The sequence below is a fragment of the Hephaestia sp. MAHUQ-44 genome (assembly GCF_023806085.1).
Classification (GTDB): Bacteria; Pseudomonadota; Alphaproteobacteria; order Sphingomonadales; family Sphingomonadaceae; genus Sphingomonas.
Genome location: NZ_JAMSLX010000011.1, coordinates 16,820 through 32,054, shown reverse-complemented (window position 1 = coordinate 32,054; position 15,235 = coordinate 16,820). Strand labels below are relative to the sequence as shown.

Genomic DNA, 15,235 nt, shown 5'->3' with positions numbered 1-15,235 from the left:
CGATTACTTTTTTCGTTGAATCATGGACGCATGGTACGCTCGGACAGAGTGGCGGTGGCGGTAAGCGCGCGGTCGGCGGCGTTATGGCCCACCGCGACGCGATAGGGGCCGCCAGCGATCCGCCAGCCGGGCAGCGCGATGTCGTAATCGGCCAGCACGCGCGGCTCGCCGACGAAGGTCACGCGCTGCGTCTCACCGGGGCCAAGCGTCACGCGGCGGAAATCGGCGAGCCGCATCGGCGTGTCGCCGTGCCCGACATAAAGCTGCGGCACATCGGCCCCTGCGCGGGCGCCGGTGTTGGTCACATCGACGCTCACGGTCAGGCGGTCGCCCCCCGTCACCTTGAGGTTGCGATACGCGAAAGCGGTGTAACTGAGCCCGTAGCCGAACGAGAAAGCGGGCGGGCGCGCCATCTTCTCGTACCAGCGATAACCGACATCCGAGCCCTCGATATAATCGACCGGAAAGCTCACCGGCGCAGCATCCGACGGCGCATCGGCGTTGGCCGCCGCATCGCCCGCTGCGCCCAGCACATCGCGCCCGACCGGCGCGGGGCGCGGGGCCTGTGCCGCCGCTTTGGGAAAGGTGATCGGCAGACGCCCCGACGGATTGACCGCGCCGAACAGCACGTTCGCGATCGCCTCGCCGCCGCGCTGCCCCGGATACCAGGCCGCGATCACCGCGGGCACCGTGTCGAGCCACGGCATCAGCACTGGCCCGCCGGTCTCTAACACGACCACGCTGTTGCGGTTGGCGGCCGCAACCGCCGCGATCAGCGCGTCCTGATCGTGCGGCAGCGACAGGCTGTCGACGTCCTCGGCCTCGGTGGTCCACTGCGTCGCGAACACGATCGCGACATCGGCCCCCGCCGCCGCCTTCGCCGCCGCTGCCCGATCACGGCCATCGAGGTAAATAACCTCGGCACCCGGCGCCATTGCCCGGATTGCCTTGAGCGGTGACGAGGCGTGCCACGTCACCCGCGCGAACGACGCTGCCGCGCCCTCGGTCAACGGAATCTCGACCGGCGCGCCGCCCACCGAACGGACCTGGCTCGATCCGCCACCCGAAAGCACGCCGACGTCGGCATGGCCGCCGATCAGCACGATCCGCTTCGCGCTACGGGCCAGCGGCAGCACACGGCCCGCGTTTCTGAGCAGCACGATCCCCGCTTCGGCGGCACGCTGCGCGACCTTGGCATGGCCAGCATAATCGATCGGCAGCGCGGTCTCGGACATCGGCGCATCGAGCACGCCGTTTGCGATCATGCCCGTCAGGATGCGCGTCACCATATCGTCGAGCCGCGCCATCGGCACCGCGCCCGATGCCACCGCCTGTTCAAGCGCCGCGCCGAAATAGAGCGCGTGATCGAGTTCCTGCCCCGATTGCTGATCGAGCCCGGCATTGGCCGCCTTGACGGTCGAATGCACCCCGCCCCAATCGGACATCACCCAGCCTTCGTAGCCCCAGTCCTGCTTGAGCACATCGGTGAGCAGATGCGGGTTCTCGCACCCCCAATCGCCATTGATCTTGTTATAGGCGCACATCACCGATCCGGGCCGCCCGATCTCGATCGCGATCTCGAACGCGAGCAGGTCGCTTTCGCGCAACGCCGCCTCGCCGATCCGCGCGTCGAGCACCATCCGCCCGGTTTCCTGCGCGTTGAGCACATAGTGTTTGACCGTCGAGACGATCCGGTTCGATTGCACCCCCGCGATCGCCGCCCCCGCCATCCGTCCGGCGAGCAGCGGGTCTTCGCCCATATATTCGAAATTGCGGCCGTTCCACGGATCGCGCGTCAGATTGACCCCGCCCGCGAGCAGTATGTTGAAACGTTTGGCGCGCGCCTCGGCGCCGATCATCGCACCGCCTGCGCGTGCAATCTCGGGATCGAAGCTCGCCGCGGTCGCCAGCCCCGAGGGCAAAGCGGTCGCGGTATCGCCCTTGCGCTGCTCGACCTGGTTGGCAACGCCGAGGCTGGCATCGCTCTCGCGCACGATCGGGATGCCGAGCCGCGGAATCGGCGGCACATGCCCCGCCGACGGGATCAGTTCACCGTGCGGGTCGGCCTTGGTCTTGGGCGGAAACAGGCTGTGGACGAGCAGCAATTTCTCGTCGAGCGTCATCTCGGCGACGATCGCCTGCGCGCGCACCCGCGCCGCGCTGGCGACAGGCGCGACGACAGAATCCGGGGCAGATGCCGGGACAGGCGCGGCCACCGGCTGCGCGGCAAGCGGCATCGCCACCGTCCCCAGCAGCAGCGTCGCGATCGCACATCCCATGGGCCGATTTATCAACGCACACTCCCCCTCGTCGCGGCGCGCTGGTGCGCACCACGCCATCCGCCTCGAGCCATGCCGGGCGGTCGATTCTACGCTTGAACTGGGTCGTGCCGCGGTCCGGGCGCCGCTGGCGCAGCCTCACATCGAGCGAACCACCCGACATGCCGGAAAACGCGGTAAACAAATTCCTGGAACGCCGGTCTCGTGCGCCTCCACACCGATCGGCGCTACGTCGGAAGCGTCTTGCCTCGTGCCGTCATCATCCACCTCCCTCGTCCCGCCGACGATCGAGTCGCCACGCGGTAGAGTTAGAAAAGCAGAAGCTGATAACGTTCACAATAGAATTGTGCGGTGGTCGATACCAATGCGTGAAATGACCGCGACAATGTGTCGTCGATGCAACAGACCAATGTGGTCAGCCGCGTTCCGCGATCGCGGCGTCGAGCGCGAGCACGCGTTCGGCCTCGCGCAGATGGAGCCGTTCGACCATCCGCCCGTCGAGCCGGATCACCCCCTTGCCCGCATTCTCCGCCAGCGCGAACGCCGCCACCACCGCGCGCGCGTCCGCCAGTTCGTCGGCATCGGGGCCAAAAGCGGCGTTGGCGGCCTCGATCTGCGCGGGATGGATCAGGCTCTTGCCGTCGAAGCCCAGCGCGCGGCCCTGCGCGCATTCGGCGGCGACGCGGTCCAGATCGCGAAAATCGTTGCACACCGCATCGAGCACCGCGATTCCGCTCGCGCGCGCCGCCGCCACCGTCGCCGTCAGGAACGGGAGCAGCGTCACCCGGTCCGCCCCCGGCCGCGCGCGCATCTCGATCGCAAGGTCGTTGCTGCCGATCACGAACCCCGACAGCCGCGTCGTCGCCGCCATGTCGGCGATCGCCTGAAGCTCGGAAAAGACGCGGCAGGTCTCGATCATCGTCCACAAGGCCATGGCCGCCGGCGCGCGCGCCAGCGCCTCGTCATAGCGCGCGACATCGTCGACCCGCGTGATCTTGGGCGCCAGCACCGCATCGATCCTGACCTCTGGCCCGGCCTCCGCCACCGCGGCAAGATCGTCGGCGCCCCATGGGGTATCGAGCGCGTTGATCCGCACCACCAGTTCACGCCCGCCAAACCCCTCGCGCGCCGCCACCAGTGCCGCCGCGCGCGCCGCGGGCTTGGCCTCGGGCGCCACCGCATCTTCCAGATCGAGGATCACCACATCGCATGGCAGGCCCCGCGCCTTGGCGATCGCGCGCGGGTTGGAGGCAGGGAGATAGAGCGCGCTGCGGCGCGGACGGATCGACTCGGTCATGGCAGGCCTTCTGCCCCAATTGCCGGGGGTGGACAAACCCGCCCGATCGGCGCCATCGAAAGGACAAAGGAGAGCATCATGGCCGGCATGGCAGCCTTCGACTGGGCGGACCCATTCTTTCTCGACGATCAATTGACCGACGACGAACGCATGATCCGCGATACCGCGCGCAGCTACGCGACCGACAAGCTCGCCCCGCGCGTGATCGCCGCGTTCAACGATGAGACCACCGATCCCGAAATCTTCCGCGAGATGGGCGCGCTCGGGCTGCTCGGCCCGACGATCCCCCCCGACTATGGCGGCGTTGGCGCGGGCTATGTGGCCTACGGGCTCGTCGCGCGCGAGGTCGAGCGGATCGATTCGGGCTATCGCTCGATGATGAGCGTCCAGTCGAGCCTGGTGATGTACCCGATCCACGCCTACGGCACCGACGCGCAGAAGCGGAAATATCTGCCCAGGCTGGCGACGGGCGAGTGGATCGGCTGCTTCGGCCTCACCGAACCCGACGCCGGCTCGGACCCCGGCGGCATGACGACCCGCGCGGTCAAGACCGACGGCGGCTATGCGCTGTCGGGCGCCAAGACGTGGATCAGCAACGCGCCGATCGCCGACGTGTTCGTCATCTGGGCCAAATCGGACGCGCATGGCGGCAAGATCCGCGGCTTCGTGCTCGACAAGGGCACCAAGGGTCTCTCGGCGCCCAGGATCGAGGGCAAGCTGAGCTTGCGCGCCTCGGTCACCGGCATGGTGATGATGGATAATGTCGAGGTGGGCGATGACGCGCTGCTGCCCGAGGTCGAGGGGCTGAAAGGCCCGTTCGGCTGCCTCAACCGGGCGCGCTACGGCATTTCGTGGGGGGCGATGGGTGCCGCCGAATTCTGCTTCCACGCCGCGCGCCAATATGGGCTCGATCGCAAGCAATTCGGCCGCCCGCTCGCCGCAACGCAACTCTATCAGAAGAAGCTCGCCGACATGCAGACCGATATCGCGCTGGGCTTGCAGGCCTCTTTGCGCATCGGCCGCCTGATCGACGAGGGCCGGTTCGCGCCCGAGATGATCTCGATCGTCAAGCGCAACAATGTCGGCAAGGCGCTCGATATCGCCCGCGCCGCGCGCGACATGCACGGCGGCAACGGCATTTCGGCCGACTATCAGGTAATGCGCCACGCCATGAACCTCGAAACGGTCAACACCTACGAGGGCGCGCACGACGTCCACGCGCTGATCCTCGGTCGTGCGATCACGGGCATTCCGGCGTTTTGAAACCCGCTCCCCTCACCGGCCTCAAGATCGTCGAGCTCGCGCGCATCCTCGCGGGGCCATGGGCGGGGCAGGTGTTCGCCGATCTGGGGGCCGAGGTCGTCAAGGTCGAAAGCCCCGATGGCGACGACACCCGCTCCTGGGGCCCGCCGTTCGTCGAGAATGCCGACGGCAGCCGCGACGCGGCCTATTTCCACGCCACCAACCGCGGCAAACGCGCGGTCGTCATCGATTTCCGCACCCCCGAGGGTCAGGCCGAGGTCAAGGCGCTGATCGCCGACGCCGATGTCGTGATCGAGAATTTCAAGGTCGGCGCGCTCGCCCGCTACGGCCTCGATTACGCAAGCCTCGCGGCGCGCAACCCGGCGCTGATCTATTGCTCGATCACCGGCTTCGGGCAGGACGGCCCCTATGCGCACCGCGCAGGCTATGATTTCATCGTTCAGGGCATGTCGGGGATCATGGACCTGACCGGCGATCCCGCGGGCGCACCGCAGAAGATCGGCGTCGCCTTTGTCGATATCTTCACCGGGCTCTACGCGGTGATCGCGATCCAGGCCGCGCTGGCGATGCGCGAACGGACCGGGCGCGGCCAGCAGATCGACATGGCGCTGCTCGACGTGATGACCGGGGTGCTCGCCAATCAGGCAATGAACTATCTCGTCTCGGGCGTCGCGCCGACGCGGCTCGGCAACGCACACCCCAATATCGCGCCTTATGCGGCCTATCCCACCGCCGACGGCTGGCTGATCCTCGCGGTCGGCAACGACAGCCAGTTCCGCCGCTTCTGCGCGGTCGTGGGGCTAAGCGACATGCCCGACGACCCACGCTTCGCCACCAACCCCGCGCGCGTCGCCCACCGCGACGCCCTGACCACGCGAGTCACGCAGGCGATGGCGCGTTTCCCTCGCGACGCCCTCCTCGCCCGGCTCGAGGCCGAGGGCGTCCCCGCCGGGCCGATCAACACCGTGGCCGAGGCCTTCGCCGACCCGCAGGTGATCGCGCGCGGCATGGCGCTCGCGATCGCGCGCGACGACGGCACGACGGTGCCCGGCGTACGCACCCCGATCCGCTTCTCCGACGCCGATCTGGTGCTCAACCAGCCCGCGCCACCGTTGCCCCGGCGATAGCGCGCGCTATCCAACCGCCGCTATCGCCAGGGTTCGGGCGCTAGTCGAGCTGGCTATAGGTGATCGTCGACGCGATTTCGGGGGTGCTCGGGCCAACCGCCATCGGGCATTTCACCCCCGGCATCGCCGTCACGTCGAACAATTCGGTGATCTGCCCTTCCAGCCGGATCCATTCGACGATGTCGCCGCTGGTCATGTTGACGATCAGCACGCCGCACCACGGCGTCGTCGCACGCTGGGTCAGTTCGTCATCGAGCTTGAGGCCATTGAACGCGCCGTTGCGCGGCATCGAGACGGTCACGATGGCATGGCCGTCATGGATCGCAAGACCACGTAGAAAGCCCGGACAAAAGGCGATATCCCTGATCTCGCCCTGGGCCGAAATCTCGACGATCTGGCCACGCCCCGAATCGAGTGCATAGACCTTTTTGCCATGGACGCGCGGGCTGTGCGGCATCGAGAGTTTGTCGGTGACGATCTGGTTGGTTCGCACGTCGATCAGCATGCCGCCTTCGTGGCGCCGGTCGCGCCAGCCGCTCAGCGCATCCGATTTGCTCACTGCCGTGACATAGGCCGGCTCGCCCTTGTCCATCGCCAGTCCGTTGAGATGGCAGCGATCTTCACCCGCGAGCTTGGAGATGAACGGCGGTTTCCAGATCGGGCGGAAGCTGTGGGTGGAATCGGGGGTCGCAAGGCAGGAATAGCGGGTGTTGACGAACACCACCTGCCCCTTCGTGGTGACGCCCAGTTCATGGATGTCGATGTCGCCGGTCACCTGCGCATTGCGGGGCACGAAAACCTGATCGAAATGCTGGTTCCCGACCTGGCCCGGCTGCAGGATATTCTCCAGCCGCCAGAGCTGAAAATGCGTCCCCAGATAGAGGCGGCCGGGCCGATAATAGACCCCCATCGCCCGCGTGAAATTCTGCTGGTTGAACGAGACGGTGCCGTTGGGCTGCACGCCGACAAGAAACAACTGGCCCGTCTGATAGCTGGTAAAGGCAAGGCTGGTCGCGTGCGATTTCAGCCACGCGCCCAGCCCTCGCGACACGCTGATCTTGCTTGCGTTGGCAGATTCTGCGGGCGGTACCGCGGGGTCTGGTTGAGCCTCATTGGTCATTGCGTGGGACGTTCCCTGTTCTGAAAGAAACTGGCCCCGTGCACCTGCACGAGGCCAGTCCCACTAGCATCATTATATCGTATGTCCGCTCTTAGAAAGGCAGGCGCAGACCGACACGACCGCCATAGCCACCTTGACCGTCGCCAGCTTCGCGGCCTGCACCTCGATCGCATGGGGCGATATGGCCGCCCCATCGCCCGTGCTCGCGGCGCTGTTCGATTTCACGCCGACCGAAAGCCTGATCGCGGCAACGCCGGCACGCGGCGCCAAACCGGCGCCAGCCGCCAGGCCGGGCTCGTCGCGCTGCTCCTCACCTCGCCGGCGAGTATGCTTTAGCATCTACCAAAGCCTGCACCTGGCGCTAGGTTGAAGCGCAAAGCCAACGGCGATTCAGGCACCGTTAGGAGACTTAAATTGCGCCGAAGAACAAAGGAGGGGCAGTGACGGCACCATTGGCGGGTATCCGCATCATCGAGATCGCGGGCATCGGCCCCGGCCCGTTTTGCGGCATGATGCTCGCCGATCACGGCGCCGAGGTGATCCGCATCGAGCGCCCGGGCACGCCGTCCGACCCGCGCGACCCGCTGGTGCGGTCGCGCGCCGAGACGCGAACGCTCGATCTCAAAAGTCCCGAGGGCGCCGCCGCCATCCGCCGCCTCGCGCATGACGCCGACGGCCTGATCGAAGGCTTCCGCCCCGGCGTGATGGAGCGGCTCGGGCTCGGCCCGGCGGCACTCCACGCCGAGAACCCGGCGCTCGTCTATGGCCGCATGACCGGCTGGGGCCAGACGGGACCGCGCGCGCAGGATCCAGGCCACGACATCGATTATATCGCGGTCTCGGGCACGCTCCACGCGATCGGCACCGCAGGCGTCAAGCCGGTGCCGCCGATCAACCTCATCGGCGATTTCGGCGGCGGCGGGATGCTGCTTGCGTTCGGGATGCTCGCCGGGCTGCTCCACGCGCGCGCCACCGGCGAAGGGCAGGTCGTCGACGCGGCGATGACCGAGGGCTCAGCGCTGCTGATGAGCATGATGTGGGGCTTCCGCGCCACCGGTCGCTGGCCGGGCGAGCGCGGCACCAACCTCCTCGATGGCGGCGCGCCCTTCTACGACACCTACGTCTGCGCCGACGGCAAATATCTCGCGGTCGGTGCAATCGAACCCCAATTCTACGCCGCGCTACGCGCGGTGATGGGGCTGAGCGGCGCCGAATGGGACGCGCAATTCGACGTCCCCCGCTGGCCCGCGCGCAAGGCGATCCTTGCCGAGCATTTCCGCACCCGCCCGCGCGACGCCTGGTGCGCCGCCTTCGCCGGCCACGAGGCCTGCGTCGCCCCCGTCCTCGATTTCGACGAAGCCCCCGCCGATCCGCACAATGTCGCGCGCGGTGCGTTCATCGCGCGGGATGGCGTCATCCAACCGGCACCGGCACCAAGATTCGTCGCGCCAGATCGGGGCGAGACGCCGGCCGACGGTTAGAGAGAGGTGATGCGAAGCCCGCTCATCACTCCGAACAGCTTGTGTAATCCCCAACGGCGCGCCTCGTTTCCCCGATCTGCGCGATGTCGCCATCCGTGATCTCGTAAAAGCGCCGGACACATGTATTGAACGCGCCGTCGGAAGGGTCTTTCCAGTCGGCAACGATCAGCCGGCTATCGCGCTCGAAACCAAGCGCGAGCTGGTAATATTCCTCGCCGCCCACGGGAAAGTCCAGCAAGGCACCGTTGCGCAGATCGACCATCACGACAACCGAGCATCCCCCGCCGCAGCCGATCGGGACGATCGCATAATGACCGCCCGCATTGGGCCCGTCCTCGATGCCGCGCCTGATCATGGTGCGATACATCGCGGCGTCGGCCGCATAATCGGGATGAACCGCCTCCCCCTCCAAAACCTCCAGCGCTGGAAAATCGGAAAAACGGGGGTCGGCCAAGGCAGGCGATGCCGAAACCGCGAACAGCGCCATCAGCGCTGTCGACATCATCACGGCGGGCTTGTTCGGCATAGGGCACCCTACGATCAGCGGCTTGATCAACACGACCGACTTCGGCCTATCATTATGGCATTGGACGCCGCCATACCACCCACATCCACCCCGAACATTGCCCCTCCCCGTCCTCCATGCGATACTCGCCTGCAAACAGCGACCTTGAAGGAGAGGCCCGATGGCAACGGCAATCCGCAACACGCAGCTAAGCGACGCCGAGTGGGAAGCGCGCCAGCAGCTCGCGGCGTGTTATCGGGTGTTCGACATGCTCGGCTGGTCCGAGATGATCTACAACCACATCACGCTCAAGGTGCCCGACGAAGACGGCGCGTTCCTGATCAACCCGTTCGGGCTGCACTTTTCCGAGGTCACCGCCTCCAACCTCGTCAAGATCGACATCGACGGCAACAAGCTCGACGGATCGCCCTTTCCGGTCAACCTCGCCGGCTTCACCCAACACGCCGTGTTCCACCGCCATCTGCCCGACGCGCATTGCATCATGCACACGCACACCACCGCGGGGATGGCGGTGTCGTCGGTCGAAGGCGGGCTGAGGCCGACCAATTTCTACGCGTGCAATTTCGCCGGCCAGATCGCCTATCACGATTTCGAGGGCGTCACCGTTCGCGCGGAGGAAGGCGCGCGGCTGATCGACAATCTCGGCGACAAGCGCGTCATGTTCCTCAAGAACCATGGCATCCTCGTGATGGGCCGCACGCTGCCCGAGGCGTTCATCAAGCACTGGTCGCTCCAGCGCGCGTGCGAAATTCAGATCGCGACCGCCTCGATGGGTACCCCGCTCGAAGTCCCGCCCGAGGTCGTCGCGGTCCACCAGCGCGACCTCTCCAAGGTCCAGATCCCCGGCGGCGCGGGCAAGGCCGATTTCGACGCGATGGTCCGCCTCGTCGACAAGATCGACACGAGCTGGCGCAACTAAGGCCTCAGGGCTTACCCGAAGCGATAGGCCGAGACTTGCCAGCCGATCACCTCGCCGGTGAAGTCGAGCCGCGCCGGATCGTCGCCCCCCGCGCCCAGTGCCACCATCAGCGGCAACAGATGCTCCTCGCGTGGGTGCGCGAACCGGGCGTGCGGCAGCCTGTCCCACGCGATCACCCGCGCCGCGCGCGATGCGGGGTCGGGATCGGTGACGGCGGCGGTCAGCGCGGCATCCCATTCGCGCGCCACCGGCGTCACCGCGGGGCCCCGCGCGGCCAGATTGTGGAAGCTCATCCCCGATCCGACGATCAGCACGCCCTCGTCGCGCAGCGGCGCCAGCGCGCGGCCGATCGCGATATGCGCGGCGGGATCGAGATCGGCCCGCAACGAGAGTTGGAGCAGCGGAATATCCGCCGCGGGCAGCATGACCTTCATCGGCACGAACACGCCGTGATCCCAGCCGCGCGCCTCTTCTTCGCCGCTTTCGATCCCTGCGTCGGCGAGCAGCGCCGCAACCCGCTGCCCAAGCTCGGGCGCGCCCAGTGCGTCCCAGCGCAGATGATAGGTGTGCTCGGGGAAGCCGTAATAATCGTAGAGCAGCGCCGGCTGCGCGCCCAGATGGACGCTCGGCAGCGCCGTCTCCCAATGGCCCGAGACGAGCAGGATCGCGCGCGGGCGTTCGGGCAGGGTTGCGATCAGCCCGGCAAGATAGGCCTGCATCGGCCGCCACATCGGATCGGGCGCTCCACCCGCCGGGTCCATGAAGAAGCAGGGGCCACCGCCGTGCGGAATGAACAAGGTAGGAAGCGTCATGGTCGAAAGATCGGGGCCCGCACCGCCGGCCACAACGCTCCAATCGGAAACACGGCGTTTCCGCTTTGCGCCGGGTGTGCCAAGAAGGTGCCATGACCCGCTTCACCGTCAACAACCAGCCGGTCGAATACCGCCTGCCGCCCGAGACGCCGTTGCTCTGGGCGCTGCGTGACGCCTCGAACCTCACCGGCGCCAAATATGGCTGCGGCACCGGGCATTGCGGCGCGTGCACGATCGATATCGACGGCAACGCGGTGCGCGCGTGCCAGGTGACGATCGGCGAGATCGAGGGCGCGTTCGTGACCACGATCGAGGGGCTGGCGCGCGAGCGCGACCATCCGCTCCAGCTCGCCTTTATCGACGCCAACGTCCCGCAATGCGGCTTCTGCATCCCCGGCATCATCATGGCGGCAGCGGCCTTGCTGCGAAAGAACGCGGCACCCTCGGAAGACGAGATCAAGGCCGCGATCACCAACATCTGCCGTTGCGGCATCTACCCCCGGCTGGTCGGCGCGATCCAGCGTGCAGGGCGCGTGCTCAGCGGTGACGAGACGATCAACGCCGGCGCGCGACCGGGGATCGACCCGGCGGAGGCCGCGCGCGGTGTCCCCGCGCTCACCCCGCCGGGGTGATCGGTCCCGCCAATCCTGTCGCCCAATCCTTTCGCCCAATCCTTTCGCAAAGCTGACACGCCAATTCAGCATCGGCTCACCGGCACCGTGGCACGGTTAGTCCATGATCGGGCCGGCACCTCGTCTGCCCTCTGGGAGATGACCCCATGCGTTTGACCCTTCTTGCAGCCTTGCTCTCGACGGTGCTGATGCCGATGGCCGCCAATGCGCAGCGCCACGATCGCGGCGATGGCGATCGCGGTAATCGCAGCGCGCGGATCGAGCGCCCCGCCCGCCCGGCCGCGGCGCCGCGTCCGGCGCAACGCCCCGAAACGCGCACCCCGGCGCGCGTCGCCCGACCCGAGGGTCAGCGCAACGCGACGCGCCCGATCCAGCGGGTCGATCCCAACCGCGCGCGTCCCGATTATCGCGCCGGTGCGGCCGCCCAGCAGCGTCCCGATCGTCAGCGCCCCGCCACCTGGCAGCAGCGCGGTGATCGCACGCCACAGGCGAACCGTGGCGATCGCAACGACCGCAATCCACAGTGGAACCGCGGCGACCGCAACGATCGTCCGCCACAGGCGAACCGCGGCGATCGCAACGATCGCAATCCCCAATGGAACCGGGGTGATCGCAACGACCGCCACTACCAGTCCAACCGCGGCGACCGCAACGATCGCTGGGACCGCAGCCGCGCCGACTGGACCGATCACGCCCGCAACAACGATCGTTTCAACGACCGGACCGATTTCAACCGGCGCTGGCGCGACGATCGCCGCTACGATTGGCGCGATTATCGCACCCGCAACCGCTCGACCTACCATTTGCCGCGCTATTACGCGCCACACGGCTGGAATTACGGCTATCGCCGCTTCTCGATCGGCTTCCGGATGGATACGATGCTGTTCGGATCGAATTATTGGATCGGCGACCCCTATTATTATCGCCTGCCGCCGGCCTACGGCCCGTATCGCTGGGTGCGCTATTATAACGACGCGCTGCTGGTCGATATCTACTCGGGCGAAGTGATCGATGTCGTCTACGACATCTTCTGGTGAGGCCAATCAGGTAGGGCGCATCGGCTCCCGCGCCCGACGGGCCCGGCGGTTCGCTACGGCGTACCGCCGGGTCTTGCCTTTCGCGATTGGCCACGCAATCTAGCCCGATGTTCGGATTGCTCAAACCCAAGGCCCCCGCGCGCAAGCGCGTCGCCACCGCGGTATCGGCGCGGCTCGAGGCCAATCCCGCGATCACCCGGGCGGCGGTCGACGACATCCAATTCTATTACCACCCCGATTTTCTCGATCGCCCCCAATGCGATGCGCTGATCCGGATGATCGACGCCGATCGCCGCCCGTCGACGCTGCTGTCCGAGCGCGCCGACGAGGGCTTCCGCACCTCCGAAAGCTGCGACATGAGCCGCTGGTCGCCCGATGTCCGCCCGATCGACGAAGCCATCGCCGATCTGCTGGGGATCGCCTATCAGAATGGCGAGACGATGCAGGGCCAGCGCTACGCCCCCGGCCAGCATTTCCGCGCGCACCACGATTATTTCCACGAAAGCGAATATTACTGGCAGCGGATGAAGGACGAGGGCGGCCAGCGCACCTGGACGGCGATGATCTATTTGAACGATGTCGCCGAAGGCGGCGCCACCTGGTTCCCCAGCGCCGGCATCCGCGTCGCGCCGAAACGCGGGCTGCTGCTCGTCTGGAACAACATGAAGCCCGATGGCACCCCCAACCCGATGACGCTGCACGAAGGGATGCCGGTCGAAAAGGGCGTGAAATACATCATCACCAAATGGTTTCGCGAGGCGAGCTGGCTCGCCCAGGCGGGGATGTAGCCCCTTCTCCACCGTCACCCTGAACGCGGTTTCGGTGGCCATCGCGCCGCCACGTGACGGCGGACGCCACACGCCCCTTTGAACTCCCCGCGCAATCCTCTACCCCCGCTGCCGTGACCGCCGTTCTCAACATCACCGCATCGATCCTCGGCCAGCCGTGGCATTGGCGCGCGCTCGCCGCCGATGCGCGCGATCCCGGCTTCGCGCCCGACGATCTGGTGACGCAATTGCTGCTCGCGCGCGGTTGCCCGCGCGACGCGATCGACGCGCACAAGGCGCCCAGCATCCGCGGCTTCATGCCCGATCCGTCGATCTTTCGCGATATGGATCGCGCCGCGACGCGGATCGCCGATGCGGTGCAGGCTGGCGAGAATATCGCGATCTTCGGCGATTACGATGTCGATGGCGCGACCTCGGCGGCGCTGATGATCCTGCTGCTGCGCGATCTCGGCATCGAGGCCGCGCCCTATATCCCCGATCGGCTGATGGAGGGCTATGGCCCCTCGGGCGAGGCGCTGGTGCGGCTTGCGCAGGCGGGCGCGTCGCTGATCGTCACCGTCGATTGCGGCGCGCAGGCGTTCGAGGCGCTCGCGATGGCGAAGGACGCGGGCGTCGACGTGATCGTCGTCGATCACCACAAATGCGCCGCCGCGCTGCCGGTCGCGCACGCGCTGGTCAATCCCAACCGCCTCGACGAAGCCGAAGGCGCCGCGCATGGTCATCTCGCCGCGGTCGGGGTCGCCTTCCTGCTCGGCGCCGCGCTGATCCGCACGCTGCGCGCGCGCAATTTCTTCGCGCAACGGCCCGAACCGCGCCTGCTCGATCTGCTCGATATCGTCGCGCTCGGCACCGTCGCCGATGTCGCGCAACTGAAGGGGCTCAACCGCGCGTTCGTCGCGCAAGGCCTCAAGGTGATGGCGAAGCGCCGCAACATCGGCCTCAACGCGCTGATCGAGGCATCGCGCCTCACCCGCGCGCCGACCGCGAGCGATCTCGGCTTCGCGCTCGGCCCGCGGATCAACGCCGGCGGGCGCGTCGGGCGCTCCGATCTCGGCGTGCGCCTGCTCACCACGCGCGACGCCGACGAGGCACGCCGAATCGCGACCGAACTCGATATGCTCAACGAGGAACGCCGCGCGATCGAGGCCGGGGTGCAGCAAGAAGCCGAGGCAATCGTCGCCGCCAAAGGCAATCGCGCGGTCACGGTGGTCGCCGGCCAAGGCTGGCATCCGGGCGTGATCGGCATCGTCGCGGGCCGCCTCAAGGAAAAGACCGGCCGCCCCACGATCGTGATCGCGCTCGACGACGACGGCGTCGGCAAAGGCTCGGGCCGCTCGATCGCCGGGGTCGATCTCGGCGCGGCGGTGCTCGCGGCAAAGGATAGCGGGCTGCTGGTCGCGGGCGGCGGGCACGCGATGGCCGCCGGGCTGACGATCGACGGCGACAAGGTCGAAACGTTGGCCGATTTCCTTGAAGATCGCCTCGCCGACGCGGTGACGCGCGCGCTCGGCGAACGCGCGCTGCTGCTCGATGCCTTGCTCGCGCCGCGCGGGCTGACGATCGATCTCGTCACCGCGTTCGAGGGCGGCGGCCCTTACGGCATGGGCTGGCCTGCGCCGCGCGTCGCCGCCGGGCCGGTGCGCATCATCAAGGCCGATGTGGTCGGTAACGGCCATGTCCGGGCGATCGTGGCGGGCGACGACGGCGGCAGCCTCAAGGCGGTCGCGTTCCGCCAGGCCGATACCGCACTCGGGCAAGCCCTGCTCGGCGCCCCGCCGCATCGCCGCCTGTGGCTCGCGGGCCGCGTCAAGATCGACGATTGGGGCGCCCGTCCCACCTGCGAACTCCACATCGACGACGCCGCCTGGGCGAATTGAGTACCCGCTCTGACTCCCCTCCCTGCAAGGGAGGGGTTGGGGGTGGGTGGACGCTTGCGCACCATCCCTTATTCTCA

The 15,235-nt window shown here is 67.4% G+C and carries 13 protein-coding genes; 8 read left to right on the top strand and 5 right to left on the bottom strand.

The genetic code is table 11. The features are described 5' to 3' along the window. Positions 1 to 20 precede the first annotated feature (20 nt). Positions 21 to 2,279, bottom strand: a complete 2,259-nt coding sequence (locus NFE57_RS12175) for a beta-glucosidase (RefSeq protein ID WP_252135855.1) — start codon at positions 2,277 to 2,279, stop codon at positions 21 to 23. Between the two features lie 415 nt (positions 2,280 to 2,694). Beyond that, a complete protein-coding gene (locus NFE57_RS12170) occupies positions 2,695 to 3,576 on the bottom strand; it encodes an HpcH/HpaI aldolase/citrate lyase family protein (RefSeq protein WP_252135854.1) in 882 nt (293 codons plus the stop codon). Between the two features lie 78 nt (positions 3,577 to 3,654). Between NFE57_RS12170 and NFE57_RS12165 the strand changes: the two genes are divergently transcribed. Together NFE57_RS12165 and NFE57_RS12160 are read left to right on the top strand one after the other, a co-directional pair. Continuing rightward, the gene (locus NFE57_RS12165) at positions 3,655 to 4,839 is read left to right on the top strand and encodes an acyl-CoA dehydrogenase (protein WP_252135853.1); all 1,185 of its coding nucleotides are present in this window, start codon (positions 3,655 to 3,657) and stop codon (positions 4,837 to 4,839) included. Beyond that, on the top strand, positions 4,836 to 5,966 hold the full coding sequence (locus NFE57_RS12160) for a CaiB/BaiF CoA transferase family protein (RefSeq protein WP_252135852.1): 1,131 nt from the start codon (positions 4,836 to 4,838) through the stop codon (positions 5,964 to 5,966). The genes NFE57_RS12165 and NFE57_RS12160 overlap by 4 nt, the downstream gene beginning before the upstream one ends. A gap of 40 nt (positions 5,967 to 6,006) precedes the next feature. Here the strand turns inward: NFE57_RS12160 and NFE57_RS12155 are convergent, their stop codons facing one another. Beyond that, positions 6,007 to 7,017 carry a TIGR03032 family protein gene (locus tag NFE57_RS12155; RefSeq protein WP_252135851.1) on the bottom strand — a complete coding sequence of 337 codons (1,011 nt, stop codon included), beginning with the start codon at positions 7,015 to 7,017 and terminating at the stop codon, positions 6,007 to 6,009. A gap of 509 nt (positions 7,018 to 7,526) precedes the next feature. Here NFE57_RS12155 and NFE57_RS12150 point away from each other — a divergent pair. After that, complete coding sequence (locus tag NFE57_RS12150; RefSeq protein WP_252135850.1) at positions 7,527 to 8,567, top strand: CaiB/BaiF CoA transferase family protein; 1,041 nt, start codon at positions 7,527 to 7,529, stop codon at positions 8,565 to 8,567. A 25-nt stretch (positions 8,568 to 8,592) separates the two neighbouring features. On the opposite strand, the gene NFE57_RS12145 is transcribed toward NFE57_RS12150, so the two are convergent. After that, positions 8,593 to 9,093 carry a hypothetical protein gene (locus NFE57_RS12145; RefSeq protein ID WP_252135849.1) on the bottom strand — a complete coding sequence of 167 codons (501 nt, stop codon included), beginning with the start codon at positions 9,091 to 9,093 and terminating at the stop codon, positions 8,593 to 8,595. 160 nt (positions 9,094 to 9,253) lie between these two features. On the opposite strand from NFE57_RS12145, the gene NFE57_RS12140 reads away from it, so the two are divergent. Then, the gene (locus NFE57_RS12140) at positions 9,254 to 10,012 is read left to right on the top strand and encodes a class II aldolase/adducin family protein (RefSeq protein WP_252135848.1); all 759 of its coding nucleotides are present in this window, start codon (positions 9,254 to 9,256) and stop codon (positions 10,010 to 10,012) included. 11 nt (positions 10,013 to 10,023) lie between these two features. On the opposite strand, the gene NFE57_RS12135 is transcribed toward NFE57_RS12140, so the two are convergent. Then, entirely contained in the window at positions 10,024 to 10,824 is an 801-nt protein-coding gene (locus NFE57_RS12135) for a DODA-type extradiol aromatic ring-opening family dioxygenase (protein ID WP_252135941.1), read from the bottom strand. Positions 10,825 to 10,916: 92 nt separating this feature from the next. Between NFE57_RS12135 and NFE57_RS12130 the strand changes: the two genes are divergently transcribed. From NFE57_RS12130 to recJ, 4 genes are all read left to right on the top strand, one after another. After that, positions 10,917 to 11,456, top strand: a complete 540-nt coding sequence (locus NFE57_RS12130) for a (2Fe-2S)-binding protein (protein ID WP_252135847.1) — start codon at positions 10,917 to 10,919, stop codon at positions 11,454 to 11,456. Positions 11,457 to 11,602: 146 nt separating this feature from the next. Continuing rightward, positions 11,603 to 12,493, top strand: coding sequence for an RcnB family protein (locus NFE57_RS12125; RefSeq protein WP_252135846.1), 891 nt, complete (start codon positions 11,603 to 11,605; stop codon positions 12,491 to 12,493). A 107-nt stretch (positions 12,494 to 12,600) separates the two neighbouring features. Then, positions 12,601 to 13,281: a prolyl hydroxylase family protein gene (locus NFE57_RS12120; protein WP_252135845.1), complete on the top strand. Its 681-nt coding sequence runs from the start codon at positions 12,601 to 12,603 to the stop codon at positions 13,279 to 13,281. A gap of 113 nt (positions 13,282 to 13,394) precedes the next feature. Then, positions 13,395 to 15,158, top strand: coding sequence for a single-stranded-DNA-specific exonuclease RecJ (recJ, locus tag NFE57_RS12115; protein WP_252135940.1), 1,764 nt, complete (start codon positions 13,395 to 13,397; stop codon positions 15,156 to 15,158). Positions 15,159 to 15,235 lie beyond the last annotated feature (77 nt).